Below are 18120 nucleotides of genomic sequence, written 5' to 3'. Positions count from 1 at the left end.
GCTAGCCCTCCGTCCCGTTGCTGTTGAAGCGGACCTTGAGGCCGTCCTTGAGCCGGTGCACGCCGCGGATCACGACCATGTCGCCCGCCTTGACGCCGTTGAGAATCTCAAGGCCGCCCTCGGTGAGCCGCCCCACGGAAACATCCTTGCGCTGCACCGTGGAGGTCTTGCGGTCCACCACCCAGACGGAACGGGTGCCCGTGGACTCGCCCACCACGGCCACCGGGGGCAGGAAATAGCTGCTCTTGCGTTCGGAACGGCCCATGAAGCAGACCTGGCCGGACATGCCGCTGCGCACCAGCTTGTCGGCGTTGTCCAGGTAGACCTTCACGGGATACCCGGAACCGGCGCTGGACTCGGGGCTGATCTCCATGACCTTTCCGGCCATGGCCATGCCGGGCAGGGCGTCGAAGCGCACCTCCACGGCGTCGCCTTCGCTCACCTGGGAGATGAGCACGTCGGGAACGGTGATGTACATCTTCATCTGGCGGCCCGCGTTGAGGGAGGCCACGGCCTGACCCGAGGCCACGTTCTGGTGCACCTTGGTGTGCACCTTGCCGATCCAGCCGTCGAACGGGGCGTTCAGGGTGGTGTAGGAAAGCTGCTTGCGCGCGATGTCCAGCTTTTTGGCCGAGGCGTTGAGCTGGGCCTCGTAGGACTTGAAGTCCGCATCGGCCTGGTCCATTTCGCTCTTGGAAATGACCTTGCGCTCGTAGAGTTCGGCATTGCGCTCAAAGTCGGCCTTGGCGCGCACGTAATTGGCCCGGATCTGCTCCATGTTGGCCTTGGCCTCGCGCAACTCCAGTTCATAGTCCGCCGGGTCCAGCCGGGCGATGACCTCGTCCTTGGCGAACTTGCGGCCGATCTGGTCGCCGGGGAATTCGATGATCTTGCCACCCACGCGGAAGGAGAGGTCGGTTTCCAGGGCGTCCTCGGCGGTGCCCGCAAAGGTCCACTGCATTCCGGCGCCGCGCTCGTCCACCACCACGATCTTCACGGGACGGATCGGAGCCTGGACCTGTTCGGGTTCACCGCCGCAGCCCTGCGCGAAAAGCAGGACGACACAAGAAAGGACAAAGATGAGACGTTTCATTATTCACTCTCCATGGGAAGGCCGAGAAAGCCCTTGATTCGTTTGCTCAGGACCGCCGCCAGCTTATCCGTGCCCCGGCCCTCGTAGCTTTCCCAACCAAGCCGGTTGGTAATGATGTTGAATGCTTCCAGGAACTTGATGATCATGCCGATAATACAGTGGGCACAGATGGTCAGTTCCTCGTGGTCGGTGCCTTCGGGCAGCACGTTGCCGACAAAGGTGTAGAGGGACTGGAAGGAGGGATTGAAGAATTCCCTTTCCAGTTTGGGAAACAATTCGGAAGGCTGGGCCAGTTCACGGGAAATGATGAATGCGGGCCAGGCGTGCTGGGCATTGCCGAAAATCCCCCGAACCAGGCTGGAAACGTACCACTCCGCGATTCCGGCCAGGGCCTTGTCATCCTCGCCCGCCTCGTCCATGCGCTCCTGCACTTCCTCGGCAGAAGGAAATATCTGGTACCGAATGTCGATGAGATTCTGGAGGATGGCCTCGTAGAGCCCGGCCTTGCCGCCGAAATGATAGCCCACGGTGGCCAGGTTGACCCCGGCCTCGGCCGCCAGGGTGCGCATGCTCACCCCGTTGAACCCGTTGAGCGCGAACAGCCGCGCCCCGGTATCGATCAGAACGGCCCGGGTTTCCTCGCCCTGGGCCTTCCTGCTCAACTTCTTTTCCTGTTTTTCCATGTTTCACCTGCTCTCCCCGCCGGGGGGATGACTCGATTCTTGATTTCAGGGAAACACAGATAGGAACATTCACCGCCTATGTCAAACGTTTGTATAAGTTCTTTTTACAGTTCGCAACTTGAGCAATAACCGAATGTTATTGGATAGATACAAAGAAAAATTGCTGCCCTGAATGAAAATTTCGTTAACAATTATTAACAAAAAAGGCCCGGAAAACCGGGCCGAATCAACAAGGACAGATGCAAAGCCATTACACGGTCCCTCTCTCATCCCTTTTGCCGGGCGTGCAGGCAGCACGCGGTCTCCTCGTCGATGGCCGCGCGCAGGTCGCGGATGATGCCGTCGATGCCCGTGTACTTCACGCCGTAGCCGAGGTTGAAGGCATAGTCGAAGCCCGATGGATTGATACCCTGCGTCTGCTGCAGGAGCGTCTCCAGCTTGTCCAGGGCCTTGACCACCCGCGCTTCCGGCGTCTCGGCCCGTTCGTATTCCTCCCAGAGCGCCATGAACTCCCCTTGCATGTCCCGGGGAAGCGGCCGCAGCAGGTCGCGCATGTCCTCACGCTCCTGAACGGCCTTGGAGCCGTCCTGCTCCGGGGCAGGAATGTCGCCGTTGATGGTCTCGCCCAGGTCGTGCACAATACAGAGCTGCAGCAGCCGCAGGGCGTCCAGCTCCGGATAGTGCTGGCTGACGAGCAGGGCGAACAGGCTGAGCCGCCAGCTGTGCTCGGCCGTGCTCTCCTGCCTGCCGGAACGCGTCCAGGACGAGCGCAGGGTGCTCTTGAGGCCCTCTGCCCTGCGCAAAAAATCGAGTATGCTGAAAATGGTGTTTCCCGCGGTATTCATGGTCCTCTCCTGTGTTCACGATTTTGCAAAAATCCGTTAGGTTCTTTCCCGCACAGGATTACCCGGAAACAAAATACCCAGACAGGACAATTGTCCCGAGATAAATCATGAAATCGATCCCAACGGAACTGGCCCAGAACCTCCTCGCGGCATACCGGCGCATGCGCAAGGCCCCGGGCGACTGCATGGAAAAGGACATGAAACCCGGCGAAACGCTCATTCGCCAGGGCGAATCGCCCCAGGACGTGTTTCTCATTCTGGACGGCAGGATCAAGATCCACCATGGGACGCCCAAGGGCAGCGAATATCTGGTGGCTGTGGAGGGGCCGGGGGAAATCATCGGCGAGGTGGAGGCGCTCACAGGCGAGCGGTACACCTGCTCGGCCACGGCGGTGAAGGCCAGCCGGGTGGCGGTCATTCCCCGCGCGGCATACGGGCAATGGCTCGAAAGGGACCACGGCTTTTCCCTGCTGGTCAACCAGGTGCTCAGCCACCGCCTGCAGGAGGCCACCAAGCGCTCCGCCATCCACCTCACCTACCCGCTGGAGTATTCGGTGCTGCGGCTGCTTTCCATCCTGGCGGAGGAAAACGGCGGCCCCAGGCTTGCCGTGGGCAAGGAGGAGCTGGCAAATTACCTGGGCACCCACACGCGAAGCATCAACAGGATCCTCAAGGACCTGCAGCACAAGGGCGTGCTCAAGCCCTCCAGGGAGATCGAGATCGCATCCATGGAGGAACTGGAGCGGGCCATGCAGGCCCGCGACCAGGCGTGAAAAAGCCTATTCAGGCAATCCGGATTTCCGCCCGAAACGTCCCATCATGGACCCGGCAGCAAAGGCCAGCAGAGCCGCCAGCGTGGTGGGCACGATGGCGTGCACCCCGCCCATGGCCGGCTTGTGGATGGTCACCAGCACGAACACGGCCACGCCCGTGACGATGGAGGCAACTGCGCCCGCGGCATTGGCCCGCTCCCAGTACAGCCCCAGGATGATGGGCCACAGGAACACGGCCTCGAGCCCGCCAAAGGCGAACAGGTTGATCCAGACCAGCAGATCCGGCGGCTCGGTGGCCGCCAGGAAAACCAGCAGGCCGATGACCGCCGTGGTCACGAGGCTCATCCTGCGCAGGCCGACAACGGGCATGCGCGAGGCGTCCCCGCCCAGCCGGTAGTGGATGTACAGATCCTTGATGATGGCCGCCGATGCCAGCAGAAGCATGGAGTCCACCGTGGACATGATGGCCGCCAGGGGCCCGGCGATGAACACCCCGGCCCAGAACGGCGACAGCAGTTCCACGATGAGGGTGGGCATGGCCAGGTCGCCCGCCGGCAGTTCCGGGAACACCGCGCGCCCCAGGGTGCCCGCCAGATGGGCGCAAAGAATCATGAAGCCGATGAGCAGGGTGCCGATGATCATGGCGTCGTGCATGGCGCGGGAATCGCGGTAGCCCATGCAGCGCTGGGTGGTCTGGGGCAGGCCCAGGATACCGAGCCCCACCAGCACCCAGAAGGAGAGAATGAACGGTTTGGGCACGGCGTTCTTGGGGCCCGAGGGCGTGATCAGCCCGGGGTCGATGTCCTTGAGGGTACGGATGCACTGCTCCATGCCGCCGCCCGCCTTGATGACCGCAAGAAGCACGACCACCACGGCCACCACCATGACGATGCCCTGGATGGCGTCGGTGAGAACCACGGCCCGGAACCCGCCCACGGCGGTGTAGAGCACCACGCTGATGCCGAAAAGCACCAGGCCGACCATGTAGGGATAGCCGGTGACGGCCTGGAACAGCCGCGCGCCGCCGATGAACTGGGCCAGCATGGCGGCCATGAAAAAGACCAGCAGGGCCACGGAACAGAGGATGACCACCGCGTCGCTCTTGTACCGGGCGCGCAGGAAGTCCGTGATGGTCACGGAGTTGGTCTTGCGGGCCATGATGGCGAAACGCTTGCCCAGCACGCCCAGGGTCAGGAAGGTGGTGGGCACCTGGATCATGGCCAGGAGCACCCAGCTCAGGCCCAGCCTGTAGGCCACGCCCGGCCCGCCCACGAAACTGCTGGCGCTGGTGTAGCTGGCGATGATGGTCATGGCCAGTACAAAGCCGCCCATGGACCGGCCGCCGATGAAATAGTCTTCCAGAAAGCCCGCCGAGGTTTCGCTGGAGGCCGACCTGCGCCGCGCCCACAGCGCCACCCCGATGGAAAGCGCCAAGTAGGCGATGACGGGGATAATCGTCAGCATGGTATCGCTCATCGTTCCTCCCCTTCCGTGCGGTCACGGTCCGGGTCTTCCGCGTCCAGGGGCATTTCCCGGAAAAACAGGCGCACCACGGCCCAGAGCAGCACGGTGATGAGCGGATAGCCCACGATGCAGCTGTAGAAGAACCAGGCGGGCAGGCCCCATACATAGGTGTATTGTTCGGGATCGCCCTCGCCCAGACCATAGGCAAAGACATACCACCAGACAAAATAAAGGGCGTAGGCCCCCAGGGCCAGCAGGGCCTCCCTGTCGGCCTGCCGGAAACGGCGGTCTTGCGGCTTCTTGTTCATGTTCTCTTCCCCATTGAGATGAAGAAAGCCCGGTCCGGAGGGCGGGCTTTGGATTCGGACGCGAAACTATGCGCTGACAGTCAATGATACAGTTCGGAATGCAGCTCTTGCACCACTTCCAGGGCGCGCTCGTCGCTCTCGGCGGTGATAAGCTCCTCCAGCAGGGAGGGCGTCAGCTGTTCCTCGTCGTAGTCTATGGTCAGGGTGGCGGTGAAGATGTTCAGGTCCGTGCCCTTGAAGGCCTTGGGCATCTGCGGGGGCCGGTTGGCCAGCTTGGCAGCCTCGGGGTCCGCGATGACGGCCCTGTCGAATTTGATCTTGAGGCGGCCCGGGGTGCTTTTCTTGATGGTGAAATATTTTCTGAGCCTGGCTATTGTCTGAAGGTCCATTCTTGCTCCATGGCGGAAGTTACGTGCGCAGCACCAATAAACCCCAAGGGCCGCCCCGTCAATGCCCCTGGATTCCACACCCGGAAAGCGGCCATGAAAAAGGGCTCCGGGATATCCCGGAACCCTCTGCATATCCTCAGCGGATTTTCGGCGAACGGGCCGGATCAGTCCTCGAGATACGGGGTGATGGCCTGGACCAGCTGGTCAGGGCAGGAGGAGCTCCGCTTGCCGCAGGCGATGCCGCCCAGCTTTTGCGCCACCTCGGCCAGGGACATGCCCTCCACCAGTTTGCCGATGCCCTGGAGGTTGCCGTGACAGCCGCCCGTGAATTCCACGTCGTGCAGCCGGCCTTCCTCCACCCTGAACCGAATAAGCTTGGAGCACACGCCCTTGGGCACGTACACTTCGTCATCGGTTTTCGGGCGGGCTATCCGCGCAAGCGGTTCCAAAAGTTCATTCAAATCCATGGGGCACATCCTTGAATGTAATGTTTGCATCTGCGACGGGTCATCGCGAACGGTCTTTCCAACGGGGGGATACAATAGGCACAATGCCCGGCATGTCAAGGCGACAGGCGGACAATGAAAAAGCCCGACCAACCGGCCGGGCTTGTAACTATCCGCATGAAAAAAGAAAGGCGCTCAGACGACGATATCAACGCCCTTGGCCGAAGCCGTTTCCAGGCCTCCTTCCTCCGTGGCTGAGGCGTCGGCAACATCTTGCGAAGAAGCGTCCGCAGCGGCCTGCTCGACAATTTCTTCTTCCGGCGCAACCGCCTCCTCGGCCTTTTTCTCGACATCCTCGATCATTCCCTCGGCGCCCGCCTCCAGGTCCACGGTCTCGCTGTCTTCGGCCTTTTCCTCGATCTTTTCCTGGATCTCCTCTTCGAATTCCTCGCGTTCCTCTTCCAGGCGCTCGGTTTCCTCCTCCACAACCTCTTCTTCCACGGCGTCCTTGGCGGCCTCAGCCGCCTTCTGGCCAATCAAATTCGCCTCGGCGTAACTTCCGGCACCGCCCGCCAGGGAACTGTACCCTTCGATGATCCCGCTCATCTTGTTCCGGAACTCGTTCTCCACCTGAAAGCCGTCCAGCAGTCCCTGGACATACCGGGACCGCTCGCGGCCCTGATGCACGAAATTGTTTGCCAGCATGCTGCTGGAGGAAGACTCGGGCAGCTCGGCCCGGGCAACCAGTTGCGAAACGTCCAGGGAAACCTCCGTGGACTCGTCGGTCTCGGGCTGTTGCTCGAGCTGGTTCCTCAGAAAGAAGGTATTGAGCTTGAAACCGGATTCATTGTCTATTTTCATGCCGACCCCGAAGGACAAAATACTGCGACAGTACTCGCATCGTTCTTCTTATCGGCAGAGGAATCGACATCTTTATACCAAGAGTCGATATAAATAGGAAACCCTGTATCGAGGTCATTGCTACCTGGCGATGTCGGCAAACCCGCCCCGCGTGAGCAAAGCCAGGTCCTGCGGCGAAAGTTCGATGTCCAGCCCCCGGCGTCCGGCGCTGACAAAAATGGTTTCGTGTTCCTCGGCCGAGGCGTCGACGACCGTGGGCAGCTGCTTTTTCTGGCCCAGCGGGCTGACACCGCCCACCACGTACCCCGTGGTGCGCTCCACCAGCTTCACCTCGGCCATGACCATCTTCTTCACGCCCACGGCCTTGGCCAGCAGCTTCAGGTCCAGGCGGCGCAGCACCGGCACCACGGCGACGAACAGCCCCCTGCCTCCATCGGAGACCACCAGGGTCTTGAACACCCGCTCCGGGGCGACCCCGAGCTTCTCCGCCGCCTCTTCTCCATAGGATTCCGCAGACGGATCGTGGTCGTATTCATGGACGGTGTATTTTATGCGTGCCTGCTTGGCCTTGTTGATTGCCGGCGTCATTGCTGCTCCTTCGCGTTTGGCTGCGCGCACCATAGGCAAAGAGACCAGGCCCGGCAACCGTCCTTTTCCCGAAAAAGCGACCAACAGGGCCGCGACCGTTCGAGGGCCCTCACAACGCCGGTGCCTAACCTTGGGCAAGTGCGTCGCAGTTCCCGAACAGCCGCCTCTGCCCTACTGTCGGACAATCACGAAACAGCGAACAAGGTCGGCTGATTTGGAAGCGCACACCCACATGAACAAGGGACAACGGGAGGCCCTGCACACGGGAAAGGCCTTCGAGGTTCTCCTGTCCAATGAATCCCTTGCCCGCGACTACCTGCTCTCCATCTGCTGGCCCGAGGGCGAGGCCGTCTGCCCCCGGTGCCGCACCCAGAAGATATACAACCTCAAGGGCGACCGCTTCCGCTGCGCCTCCTGCCGCTATACCTTCCGCAGGTTCGCTGGCCGCTGGCTGGACAACGGGGCCGTGTCCTGCACCCAGTGGCTGGCCCTGGTCCGGCTGTTCCTGGCCCGGAAAACCGTCTGCCAGGCCGTGGCCGAGCTGGATCTTTCCTACAACACGGTGTTCAAGGCCTTCACCACCATCCGTTTCGCCATCCTGGCCCATGCGCCGGATTCGGCCCAGCTGCTCGGGCCGCAGACCCGCCTGGATTCCTACTTCAAGGGGCCCCGGCTCACGGGCGGCCCCACGACCATGCACATGGACACCATCCCGGTCTACGGCGTCATCGACAAGGGGAACTGGGTCTTCATCGACCTGCTTCCCAGCTTCCGGGCCGAGACCCTGTTCCACTTCCACCTCAATTTCCATCTCCGGCTGGTGCGCACCGGCCACCTGGTCTATTCCGACCCCTACAAGGAATACGACACCCTGCTCCTGTGCGGCAACGAGACCCTTCCCTACGCCTGCATACGCCGGGACTCGGACCAACCCGCGGCCATCGACGCGTCCGATTCCCGGTTCTGGCCCTACGCCCTGGAGGAACTCAAGCGGTTCCGGGGCATTTCCTGCCAGCGCTTCCCCCTGTATCTCAAGGAATTGGAATTCCGCTTCAACCACCGCAAGGCCGACATCTTCTCCCTGGTGCTCGCCCACCTCTGCGACTTTGTCACGAGTCCTTCCTGAACGCCCCCGGCGCCGTCCTGGTGCCTGATTGCAAGCAGAACCGGTTTTATTGAATCGGGCCCGTCCCTTTTCTATGGGAAGAATGGACCGGAAACCATCTATTGCATCGAGGACCGCCATGAGCACCCTGGAAACAGCCACGCCCCCCCAAGTCACCGCGGACAATTTCTCCTTTGACCAGTTCCTGGAGCTGGCCACCTGGTTTCACAACTACCCGGCCCCGGGCCTGCTGCTCGGGGGCTATATGGTGGAGGAGGCCAAGCGGCATATTCCCGAGGGAACCCTGTTCGAGGCCATAAGCGAAACCTCCTGGTGCCTGCCCGACGCCATCCAGCTGCTGACGCCCTGCACCACGGGCAACGGCTGGATGCGCGTGCTGGACCTCGGCGTCTACGCCCTGAGCCTCTACGACAAGTTCACGGGCAAGGGGGTGCGCGTCTCCCTGGATCCCGAAAAGGTGAAGCAATGGGGCGAGGCCTACACCTGGCTCATGAAATTCAAGCCCAAGCCGGAGCAGGACTCCAAGCTGCTCCGGGCCCAGATCCGCGATTTCGGTCCGCAGATGCTCACGGTGGAGGAGGTGCAGCTCAAGCCGCGCCACACCACCAAGCGCCACAAGGGCGAGATCACCCTGTGTCCCATCTGCGGGGACGCCTACCCCGCCAAGTTCGGCTCCATCTGCCGCAGCTGCGCGGGGGACAGCCCGTACCTGGAGAAATCCGGCGAACCGCACTCCCCGCCACCCGCCATGCCCAAGCTCAGGTCCCTTTCCGCGGAGGAGATCGTGGGCAGGGCCGTGCTGCACGACATGACCCGCATCGAACCCGGCAAGAGCAAGGGACCTGAATTTACCAGGGGGCACATCGTCACGCCCGGCGATGTCTGTCGCCTGCAGCAGATGGGCCGGTTCCAGGTCTACGTGGACCAGCCCGCGCCCGAGGGATTCATCCACGAGGACGACGCGGCCGAGGCCTTTGCCCTGGCCCTGTGCGGCCCGGGCGTGAAACCGGGAGGCTCGCCCCGCGAAGGCCGGGTCAACCTTGTGGCCGAACGGGACGGCCTGCTGGTGATCCGCGAGCCCGTGCTCGAGGGATTCAATTCCCTGCCCCTGATCATGGCCGCGGGCCGCCGCAACCACAGCGTGGTTCGCGAGGGAAGGCGGGTGGCCGCCACCCGGGCCATTCCCCTGTTCCTGGACCAGAACGTCTTCAACCGGGCCATGTCCCTGCTGGAGGGCAACCCGGCCTTCGAGGTGCGCGCCCTGCGCAAGGCCAACGTGGGCCTGCTCATCACCGGGGACGAGGTCTTCAAGGGGCTCATCGAGGACAAGTTCGCGGCAGTCATCGAATCCAAGGCCCGCCAGTACGACTGTACCGTGGGCGAAACCATTATCGCCCCGGACAACGCCGACAGGATAGCCGAAGCCGCCGCCAGGCTCATGGACGCGGGCTGCGACCTGATCATCACCACGGCGGGCCTTTCCGTGGACCCGGGAGACGTGACCCGCGCCGGCCTGGAAAAGGCGGGCGTCACCGACATGCTCCACGGCATGCCCGTGCTGCCCGGGGCCATGACCCTGATTGCCAGGCTTGGCCATGCCCGCGTGCTTGGCGTCCCGGCCTGCGCCCTGTTCCACAAGACCACCAGTCTCGACATCCTGCTGCCGCGCCTGCTGGCCGACCTGCCCGTCACCCGGGCGGATCTGGCCAAGCTGGGCAACGGCGGCATGTGCATGGAATGTTCCGTGTGCACCTACCCCAAATGTCCCTTCGGGAGGTAACGCCATGTCCGAAATCGCAAGAAACGACATGATCGGCCCCACCATGCGGCTGCATCTCTGGTTTGAAACCGACGAGGGCGTACTCTTCGGCATGGGCAGGCTCATGCTCCTGCGCCAGGTGGAGCTGTGCGGCTCCATCAAGGCCGCCGCCGAAAAGCTGGGCATGTCCTACCGGGGCGCCTGGGGCAAGCTCAAGAAGACCGAGGAGGTCCTGGGCAGACCGCTCATCAACAGGGGCGCCTCCCGCCGCTCGGGCTGCACGCTCACGGACTTCGGCCAGGACCTGGCGCGGCAGTTCGACGAGTGGTTCCGGGACGTTGAGGAATACGCCCTGCGCTCGGGCAAGGACCGTCTCCCGTTCCAGCCGGAAAAGTTTTAGCGAAAGTTCTTATATGTTAAAATTAACATATTGAAATAATTGATTTAAAAGTTAAGCTAAAGCCTCTATCGGCTAATACCAGGTTCTGTATCCCGCAGCGGCTTCAAGGCCCTGCGCAAACAAGGAGGCCATCCATGAAATGTGACCGCCGAAGCTTTCTCAAGCTTGCAGGCTCGTCGGCCGCGTGTCTCTCCCTGGCCCAGCTCGGCGTGAATCTCACGCCGGTCAAGGCCTATGCCAAGGGCCTGAAGATCGACGGCGCCAAGGAAGTGATCACGGTCTGTCCGTTCTGCTCGGTGAGCTGCCACATCATCGCCAGCGTCAAGGACGGCAAGCTGGTGAGCACCGAGGGCGACCCGGACTATCCCATCAACCAGGGTTCCCTGTGCGCCAAGGGCGCGGCCATGCTGACCATGACCACCAGCCACCACCGGCTGCAGAAGCCGCTCTACCGCGCGCCCTACAGCGACAAGTGGGAAGAGAAGAGCTGGGACTGGATGCTGGACCGCATTGCGCGGCGCATCAAGGACACCCGCGACAAGGACCTGATCCTCAAGAACGAAAGGGGAGACACGGTCAACCGCCTCGAATCCATGTTCCTGCTGGGCACCTCCCACGCGGGCAACGAGGAATGCGCGCTCGCGCACCAAGCCATGAGAAGCCTGGGCGTCGTCCACATGGACCACCAGGCCCGTATCTGACACAGCGCCACAGTTGCGGCTCTGGGAGAGTCGTTCGGACGCGGCGCAATGACCAACCACTGGATCGACATCAAGAATGCCGACTCCATCCTCATCATGGGCAGCAATGCTGCCGAACACCACCCCATCTCCTTCAAGTGGGTGCTTGAAGCCAAGGACAGGGGGCCACGGTCATGCACGTGGATCCCAAGTTCTCGCGCACGTCGTCCAGGTCCGACTTCCATGTCCCCCTGCGGTCCGGCACGGACATCGCCTTCCTGGGCGGCATGATCAAGTACATCCTGGACGAGAACAAGTACTTCAAGGACTATGTGGTGGACTACACCAACGCCTCGCTCATCGTGGGCAAGGACTTCGGGTTCAAGGACGGCCTGTTCACGGGCTACGACCCCAAGACGAGAAAGTACGACAAGAGCAAGTGGAACCTGGAACTGGATTCCAAGGGCGTGCCCAAGCGGGACAAGTCCCTCAGGCATCCCCGCTGCGTGTTTCAGCTGCTCAAAAAGCATTATTCCCGCTACACCCTGGACAAGGTCTCCACGACCACGGGCGTTTCCGCCGAAAACCTGCTGCGCGTGTACAAGGCCTTCGCGGCCACGGGCAGGCCGGACAAGGCGGGCACCATCATGTACGCCCTGGGCTGGACCCAGCACACCGTGGGCGTGCAGAACATCCGCTCCGCCGGCATCCTGCAGCTGCTTCTCGGCAACATAGGCATCGCGGGCGGCGGCATCAACGCCCTGCGCGGCGAACCCAACGTCCAGGGCTCCACGGACCACACCCTGCTCTACCACATCATCCCGGGCTACATGGCCATGCCCCACAACGAGTGGCAGACCTTCGACCAGTACAACAAGGCCAACACCCCGGTCAGCAACGACCCGCAGTCGGCCAACTGGTGGCAGCACAAGCCCAAGTACTTCGCCAGCCTGCTCAAGGCCTGGTACGGCGAGAACGCCACCAGGGAAAACGGCTTCTGCTACGAGCTGCTGCCCAAGATCGAAAAGGGCGAGGACTATTCCTACATGTTCCTTTTCGACCGCATGTACCGAAACAAGATCAGGGGCGGCATCATCATCGGCCTGAACCCCATGAACAGCGTGCCCAACACCAACAAGATACGGAAGGCGCTGGACAACCTGGACTGGCTGGTGACCTCGGAGCTGCACCATTCCGAGACCACGGACAACTGGCACCGCCCCGGCGCTGATCCCAAGAAGATCAAGACCGAGGTCTTCCTGCTGCCCTCGGCCCACAGGCTGGAAAAGGACGGCTCGGTGACCAACTCGGGCCGCTGGCTGCTCTGGCACTACCAGACCGTCAGGCCCGCCTTCGAGGCCAAGCCCTTCGGCGACATGTTCGTGGGCTTCATGAACCGGGTGCGCGAGCTCTACCGCAAGGAAGGCGGCACCCTGCCCGAGGCCCTGCTCAAGCTCGACTGGCCAGACAAGTACGACCCCGAGGATCTCTGCCAGCGCATCAACGGACGCTTCACCCGGGATGCCGAGTACAAGGGCAAGAAGTACGGAAAGGGCCAGCAGGTGCCTTCGTTCGCGGCCCTGGCCGACGACGGCTCCACCTCGAGCCTGAACTGGCTCTACGCGGGCAGCTACACCGAGGAGGAAGGCAACAAGGCCAAGCGCCGCAGCACCACGCAGACGCCCATGCAGGAGCGCATCGGCCTGTATCCCAACTGGGCATGGTGCTGGCCCGTAAACCGCCGCATCCTCTACAACCGCGCCTCGGTGGACCCCAAGGGCGTCCCCTACAACAAGGCCAAGGCGGTCATCGAGTGGAAGGACGGCAAGTGGGTCGGCGACGTGCCCGACGGCGGCTGGCCGCCCATGGCCACGGGCCAGGGCAGGCTCCCCTTCATCATGCACAAGCACGGCCTGGGCCAGCTGTTCGGCCCGGGCAGGCAGGACGGCCCGTTCTCCGAACACTACGAACCGGTGGAAACCCCGGTGAAGACCAACATGTTCTCCAAGCAGCTCAACAGCCCGGTCTACAAGTTCGTGGACAGCGACATGGACCTGCTGGCCGAGCCCGCGGACCCGAGATACCCCATCGTGCTGACCACCTACAGCGTGACCGAGCACTGGTGCGGCGGCGGGGAAACCCGCAACGTGCCCAACCTGCTGGAAGCCGAGCCCCAGCTCTATGTGGAGATGAGCCCGGAACTGGCCAGGGAAAAGGGCATCCAAAACGGTGAAGGCGTGATCGTCGAGAGCATTCGCGGCAAGGTGGAGGCCATCGCCATGGTCACCATCCGCATGCGGCCCCTCAAGGTTCACGGCCGGATCATCCACGAAATCGGCATGCCGTTCTGCTTCGGCTGGACGACTCCCGGAACCGGGGACTCCACCAACCGGCTCACGCCGTTCGTGGGCGACCCCAACACCACAATTCCGGAATTCAAGGCATGCTGCGTGAACATCCGCAAGGCCGAAAAGCTCACCGAGCTCGCAACCTAAACGGCAAACCGGGCGGGGCGTGCCCCGCCCGGATCCAAGGAGAACGACATGCCCAAATCGTTTCTGATAGACACGTCCCGCTGCACCGCCTGCCGCGGCTGCCAGATCGCCTGCAAGGAATGGCACGAACTGCCCGCCAACAAGACCACCCAGTTCGGCTGGGGCAGCCACCAGAACCCACAGGACCTGAACCCCAACAACTACAAGCTGGTGCGCTTCAGCGAACACCTGGAGGACGGCGAGATCCGCTGGAATTTCTTCCCGGACCAGTGCCGCCACTGCGAGATCGCGCCCTGCAAGGAAACCGGCGACCTCTATCACGAGGGAGCCATCCTCCAGGACGAGAAGACCGGCGCCATCCTGTTCACGGACGGGACCACGGCCTTCAGCGCGGAGCAGTTCGAGGAAATCCGCGAGGCCTGCCCCTACAACATCCCGCGCCGCAACGAGGAAACCGGGCTCATGGCCAAATGCACCATGTGCAACGACCGCGTCCACAAGGGTCTGCTCCCCTCCTGCGTCAAGGCCTGTCCCACGGGCACCATGAACTTCGGCGAGCGCGAGGACATGCTCAAGCTGGCCGAAAAGCGCCTCGCCGCAGTCAGGGAACGGTTCCCCGAGGCCATGCTGGCCGACCCCGAGGACGTCAACGTCATCTACCTGCTTACGGACAAGCCCGAGAACTATCACGGATTCGCCGTGGCCGAGGCCCCCGCGGGCATGGACCGCAAGCAATTCCTTGCCAGGCTGGCCGGGCCCGTCACCAAGATGACCGAAAACGCATAAACCGAAACGAGTGCAAGTCACATCAACGGGGAATCAGGGCCGTCCGCACGGGGCGGGCGGCCCACCCCCGCGAAACCGGACAGGAGAACCCATGGCCGACCGCCCCCAACATCGCACGGGCGTCCCGAAAACCGCCCGCCGCGCCATGCCCGCATTGGGGGGACAGGTCCGCCGATTCGATAATGGTTGCGGCATATTGGGCCATTCCCCGGCCCGCCCGATCAGGGAAAGCTTCCGCCACACTTCCAATATGTTAATAATAACATATTGTTATAATTGGATTTAATGTTATGTCTAGGCCTCGTCTGATGCTTGGTTCTGTATTCCGCAGCGGCTGCAAAGGCCCTGCACGAACAAGGAGGCCATTCATGAAATGTGACCGCCGAAGCTTTCTCAAGCTTGCAGGCTCGTCGGCCGCGTGCCTTTCCCTGGCACAGCTTGGCGTGAACCTCACGCCGGTGCGGGCCTACGCCGCCGATCTGAAGATCGACGGGGCCAAAGAGGTTTTCACTGTCTGCCCGTTCTGCTCTGTCAGCTGTTACGCGATAGGGTACGTCAGGAACGGAAAGCTGGTGGGCGTCGAAGGCGACCCGGACTACCCCATCAACGAAGGCGCTCTCTGTGCGAAGGGAGCCGCGATGTTCACCATGACCACCAGCCACCACAGGGTGCAGAAGCCCATGTACCGCGCGCCCTACAGCGACAAGTGGGAGGAAAAGAGCTGGGACTGGATCATCGAGCGCATCGCCCGGCGGGTCAAGGACACCCGCGACAAGGAATTCATCACCCACAACAAGGCGGGCCAGACGGTCAACCGCCTCGAATCCATGTTCCTGCTGGGCACCTCCCACGCCAGCAACGAGGAATGCGCCCTGACCCACCAGTTCGCGCGTGGGCTCGGCGTCGTGCACATGGACCACCAGGCCCGCGTCTGCCACAGCTCCACGGTGGCGGCCCTCGGCGAATCCTTCGGGCGCGGGGCCATGACCAACCACTGGATCGACATCAAGAACGCCGATTCCATCCTCATCATGGGCAGCAACGCGGCCGAGCACCACCCCATTTCCTTCAAATGGGTGCTGCGGGCCAAGGACAAGGGAGCCACGGTCATGCACGTGGACCCCAAATTCTCGCGCACCTCGGCGCGCGCCGATTTCCATGTCCCCCTGCGGTCCGGCACGGACATCGCCTTCCTGGGCGGCATGATCAAGTACATCCTCGACAACGAGAAGTACTTCAAGGACTATGTGGTGGAATACACCAACGCCTCGCTCATCGTGGGCAAGGAATTCGGGTTCAAGGACGGCCTGTTCGCGGGCTACGACCCCAAGACCCGGACCTACGACAAAAGCAAGTGGGACCTGGAGCTGGACTCCAGGGGCGTGCCCAAGCGGGACAAGTCCCTCAAGCACCCCCGCTGCGTGTTCCAGCTGCTCAAAAAGCACTATTCCCGCTACGGACTGGACAAGGTCTCCGCCACCACCGGCGTATCGGAAAAGAACCTGCTGCGCGTGTACGAGGCATACAGCGCCACCGGCACGGGCACAAAGGCCGGAACCATCCTCTACGCACTGGGCTGGACCCAGCATACCGTGGGCGTGCAGAACATCCGCTCCTCCGGCATCATCCAGCTCCTGCTCGGCAACATCGGCATCGCGGGCGGCGGCATCAACGCCCTGCGCGGCGAACCCAACGTGCAGGGGTCCACGGACCACGCCATGCTCTACCACATCCTGCCCGGCTACATGGCCATGCCCAGGGCGGACTGGCCCTCCTACGACGCCTACAACAAGGCCAATACCCCGGTCAGCCACGACCCGCAGTCGGCCAACTGGTGGCAGCACAAGCCCCAGTACTTCACCAGCCTGCTCAAGGCCTGGTACGGCGAAAACGCCACCAGGGAAAACGGCTTCTGCTACGAGCTGCTGCCCAAGGTCGAAAAGGGCGAGGACTACTCCTACCTGTTCCTGTTCGACCGCATGTACCGGGGAGAAATCACGGGCGGCTTCTTCATGGGCCTGAACCCCATGAACAGCGTTCCCAACACCAACAAGATCCGCAAGGCCATGGACAACCTGGACTGGGTCGTCTGCTCCGAGCTGCACAACTCCGAAACCACGGACAACTGGCACCGGCCCGGCGCGGATCCCAAGAAGATCAAGACCGAGTTCTTCCTGTTGCCCTCGGCCCACCGGCTGGAAAAGACCGGCTCGGTGACCAACTCGGGCCGCTGGCTCCTCTGGCACGACAAAAGCGTCAAGCCACAGTTCAAGGCGCGCCCGTTCGGGGAAATGTACATCTCCATACTCGGCAGGCTCCGCGCCCTGTATGCAAAGGAAGGCGGCGCCCTGCCCGAGGCCCTGCTCAAGCTGGACTGGCCCGACAGATACGACCCCGAGGATCTCTGCCAGCGCATCAACGGACGTTTCACAAGGGATGCCGAATACAAGGGCAAGAAATACGGCAAGGGACAGCAGGTGCCCTCGTTCGCGGCCCTGGCCGACGACGGTTCCACCGCGAGCCTGAACTGGCTCTACGCGGGCAGTTGGACCGAGGAGGAAGGCAACAAGTCCCTGCGGCGCGACCCGTCCCAGACCGAGATGCAGGCCAGGATCGGCCTGTACCCCAACTGGTCGTGGTGCTGGCCCGTAAACCGGCGCATCCTCTACAACCGCGCCTCCGTGGACCTGAACGGGAAGCCGTTCAACCCGGACAAGGCGGTCATCGAGTGGAAGGACGGCAAATGGATCGGTGACGTGCCCGACGGCGGCTGGCCGCCCCTGGCCACGGGCCAGGGCAAGCTGCCCTTCATAATGCACACGCACGGCATGGGCCATCTCTTCGGCCCGGGCAGGCAGGACGGCCCGTTCCCCGAGCACTACGAACCGGCCGAGACCCCGGTGAACAAGAACCTGTTCTCCAAGCAGCTTCACAGCCCCTGCTACAAATTCGCCACCAGCGCCCCGGATGTCCTGGCCCCTCCGGCGGACCCGAAATACCCCATCGTGCTGACCACCTACAGCCTCACCGAGCACTGGTGCGGCGGCGGGGAGACCCGCAACGTGCCCAACCTGCTGGAAGCCGAGCCCCAGCTCTATGTGGAGATGAGCCCGGAACTGGCCAAGGAAAAGGGCATCAAAAACGGCGAAGGCGTGATCGTCGAAAGCATTCGCGGCAGGGTGGAGGCCATCGCCATGGTCACCATCCGCATGCGGCCCCTCAAGGTCCATGGCCGGATCATCCACGAAATCGGCATGCCGTACTGCTTCGGCTGGACCACTCCGGGGTCCGGGGATTCCACCAACAGGCTCACGCCGTCGGTGGGCGACCCCAACACCACCATTCCGGAGTACAAGGCCTGCTGCGTGAACATCCGCAAGGCCGAAAAGCTCACCGAGCTTGCAACCTAACCGGCAAACCGGGC

General features: G+C 62.6%; 15 protein-coding genes and 1 pseudogene. 7 read left to right on the top strand and 9 right to left on the bottom strand.

What is annotated here, in order from left to right; genetic code table 11:
- Position 1: 1 nt before the first annotated feature.
- From FGL65_RS08465 to FGL65_RS08455, 3 genes are all read right to left on the bottom strand, one after another.
- Positions 2-1093, bottom strand: a complete 1092-nt coding sequence (locus FGL65_RS08465; RefSeq protein ID WP_147820784.1) for an efflux RND transporter periplasmic adaptor subunit — start codon at positions 1091-1093, stop codon at positions 2-4.
- Positions 1093-1776 carry a TetR/AcrR family transcriptional regulator gene (locus FGL65_RS08460; RefSeq protein ID WP_147820783.1) on the bottom strand — a complete coding sequence of 228 codons (684 nt, stop codon included), beginning with the start codon at positions 1774-1776 and terminating at the stop codon, positions 1093-1095. Before FGL65_RS08460 ends, FGL65_RS08465 begins: the two co-directional genes overlap by 1 nt.
- A gap of 266 nt (positions 1777-2042) precedes the next feature.
- Positions 2043-2621, bottom strand: a complete 579-nt coding sequence (locus FGL65_RS08455; RefSeq protein ID WP_147820782.1) for an HD domain-containing protein — start codon at positions 2619-2621, stop codon at positions 2043-2045.
- A 107-nt stretch (positions 2622-2728) separates the two neighbouring features.
- Between FGL65_RS08455 and FGL65_RS08450 the strand changes: the two genes are divergently transcribed.
- A complete protein-coding gene (locus FGL65_RS08450; RefSeq protein ID WP_147820781.1) occupies positions 2729-3394 on the top strand; it encodes a Crp/Fnr family transcriptional regulator in 666 nt (221 codons plus the stop codon).
- A 6-nt stretch (positions 3395-3400) separates the two neighbouring features.
- Here the strand turns inward: FGL65_RS08450 and panF are convergent, their stop codons facing one another.
- From panF to ybaK, 6 genes are all read right to left on the bottom strand, one after another.
- The gene (panF, locus tag FGL65_RS08445; RefSeq protein WP_147820780.1) at positions 3401-4870 is read right to left on the bottom strand and encodes a sodium/pantothenate symporter; all 1470 of its coding nucleotides are present in this window, start codon (positions 4868-4870) and stop codon (positions 3401-3403) included.
- Positions 4867-5166, bottom strand: coding sequence for a YhdT family protein (locus FGL65_RS08440; RefSeq protein ID WP_147820779.1), 300 nt, complete (start codon positions 5164-5166; stop codon positions 4867-4869). The genes panF and FGL65_RS08440 overlap by 4 nt, the downstream gene beginning before the upstream one ends.
- An 80-nt stretch (positions 5167-5246) precedes the next feature.
- Complete coding sequence (locus FGL65_RS08435; protein ID WP_147820778.1) at positions 5247-5555, bottom strand: hypothetical protein; 309 nt, start codon at positions 5553-5555, stop codon at positions 5247-5249.
- Positions 5556-5719: 164 nt separating this feature from the next.
- The gene (locus FGL65_RS08430; protein ID WP_147820777.1) at positions 5720-6022 is read right to left on the bottom strand and encodes a TIGR03905 family TSCPD domain-containing protein; all 303 of its coding nucleotides are present in this window, start codon (positions 6020-6022) and stop codon (positions 5720-5722) included.
- Positions 6023-6196: 174 nt separating this feature from the next.
- Positions 6197-6862 carry a hypothetical protein gene (locus tag FGL65_RS08425; RefSeq protein WP_147820776.1) on the bottom strand — a complete coding sequence of 222 codons (666 nt, stop codon included), beginning with the start codon at positions 6860-6862 and terminating at the stop codon, positions 6197-6199.
- A gap of 120 nt (positions 6863-6982) precedes the next feature.
- Entirely contained in the window at positions 6983-7450 is a 468-nt protein-coding gene (gene ybaK / locus FGL65_RS08420; protein WP_147820775.1) for a Cys-tRNA(Pro) deacylase, read from the bottom strand.
- Positions 7451-7682: 232 nt separating this feature from the next.
- On the opposite strand from ybaK, the gene FGL65_RS08415 reads away from it, so the two are divergent.
- From FGL65_RS08415 to fdnG (FGL65_RS08390), 6 genes and pseudogenes are all read left to right on the top strand, one after another.
- Positions 7683-8576: a transposase gene (locus tag FGL65_RS08415; protein ID WP_147820774.1), complete on the top strand. Its 894-nt coding sequence runs from the start codon at positions 7683-7685 to the stop codon at positions 8574-8576.
- 118 nt (positions 8577-8694) lie between these two features.
- Positions 8695-10356, top strand: a complete 1662-nt coding sequence (locus tag FGL65_RS08410) for an FmdE family protein (protein ID WP_147820773.1) — start codon at positions 8695-8697, stop codon at positions 10354-10356.
- A gap of 4 nt (positions 10357-10360) precedes the next feature.
- Entirely contained in the window at positions 10361-10735 is a 375-nt protein-coding gene (locus FGL65_RS08405) for a winged helix-turn-helix domain-containing protein (RefSeq protein ID WP_250645606.1), read from the top strand.
- Between the two features lie 134 nt (positions 10736-10869).
- Positions 10870-13910, top strand: a pseudogene (gene fdnG, locus FGL65_RS08400) (formate dehydrogenase-N subunit alpha).
- 48 nt (positions 13911-13958) lie between these two features.
- Positions 13959-14696 (top strand): 4Fe-4S dicluster domain-containing protein, encoded by a 738-nt coding sequence (locus FGL65_RS08395; protein ID WP_147820772.1) that lies wholly within the window; start codon positions 13959-13961, stop codon positions 14694-14696.
- A 368-nt stretch (positions 14697-15064) separates the two neighbouring features.
- Entirely contained in the window at positions 15065-18106 is a 3042-nt protein-coding gene (gene fdnG / locus FGL65_RS08390; RefSeq protein ID WP_147820771.1) for a formate dehydrogenase-N subunit alpha, read from the top strand.
- The last annotated feature ends 14 nt before the right edge of the window (positions 18107-18120 follow it).

This window comes from Salidesulfovibrio onnuriiensis, assembly GCF_008001235.1.
Taxonomy (GTDB): Bacteria; Desulfobacterota; Desulfovibrionia; order Desulfovibrionales; family Desulfovibrionaceae; genus Pseudodesulfovibrio; species Pseudodesulfovibrio onnuriiensis.
Note: the sequence above shows the minus strand (reverse complement) of the source record. Positions and strands in the feature narration are given on the sequence as shown.

What these genes read in the sequence shown, in the direction of transcription:
- FGL65_RS08465 (WP_147820784.1), bottom strand. Translation starts at nt 1,093, where the DNA reads ATGAAACGTCTCATCTTTGTCCTTTCTTGTGTCGTCCTGCTTTTCGCG.
- FGL65_RS08460 (WP_147820783.1), bottom strand. Translation starts at nt 1,776, where the DNA reads ATGGAAAAACAGGAAAAGAAGTTGAGCAGGAAGGCCCAGGGCGAGGAA.
- FGL65_RS08455 (WP_147820782.1), bottom strand. Translation starts at nt 2,621, where the DNA reads ATGAATACCGCGGGAAACACCATTTTCAGCATACTCGATTTTTTGCGC.
- FGL65_RS08450 (WP_147820781.1), top strand. Translation starts at nt 2,729, where the DNA reads ATGAAATCGATCCCAACGGAACTGGCCCAGAACCTCCTCGCGGCATAC.
- panF (WP_147820780.1), bottom strand. Translation starts at nt 4,870, where the DNA reads ATGAGCGATACCATGCTGACGATTATCCCCGTCATCGCCTACTTGGCG.
- FGL65_RS08440 (WP_147820779.1), bottom strand. Translation starts at nt 5,166, where the DNA reads ATGAACAAGAAGCCGCAAGACCGCCGTTTCCGGCAGGCCGACAGGGAG.
- FGL65_RS08435 (WP_147820778.1), bottom strand. Translation starts at nt 5,555, where the DNA reads ATGGACCTTCAGACAATAGCCAGGCTCAGAAAATATTTCACCATCAAG.
- FGL65_RS08430 (WP_147820777.1), bottom strand. Translation starts at nt 6,022, where the DNA reads ATGGATTTGAATGAACTTTTGGAACCGCTTGCGCGGATAGCCCGCCCG.
- FGL65_RS08425 (WP_147820776.1), bottom strand. Translation starts at nt 6,862, where the DNA reads ATGAAAATAGACAATGAATCCGGTTTCAAGCTCAATACCTTCTTTCTG.
- ybaK (WP_147820775.1), bottom strand. Translation starts at nt 7,450, where the DNA reads ATGACGCCGGCAATCAACAAGGCCAAGCAGGCACGCATAAAATACACC.
- FGL65_RS08415 (WP_147820774.1), top strand. Translation starts at nt 7,683, where the DNA reads ATGAACAAGGGACAACGGGAGGCCCTGCACACGGGAAAGGCCTTCGAG.
- FGL65_RS08410 (WP_147820773.1), top strand. Translation starts at nt 8,695, where the DNA reads ATGAGCACCCTGGAAACAGCCACGCCCCCCCAAGTCACCGCGGACAAT.
- FGL65_RS08405 (WP_250645606.1), top strand. Translation starts at nt 10,361, where the DNA reads ATGTCCGAAATCGCAAGAAACGACATGATCGGCCCCACCATGCGGCTG.
- FGL65_RS08395 (WP_147820772.1), top strand. Translation starts at nt 13,959, where the DNA reads ATGCCCAAATCGTTTCTGATAGACACGTCCCGCTGCACCGCCTGCCGC.
- fdnG (WP_147820771.1), top strand. Translation starts at nt 15,065, where the DNA reads ATGAAATGTGACCGCCGAAGCTTTCTCAAGCTTGCAGGCTCGTCGGCC.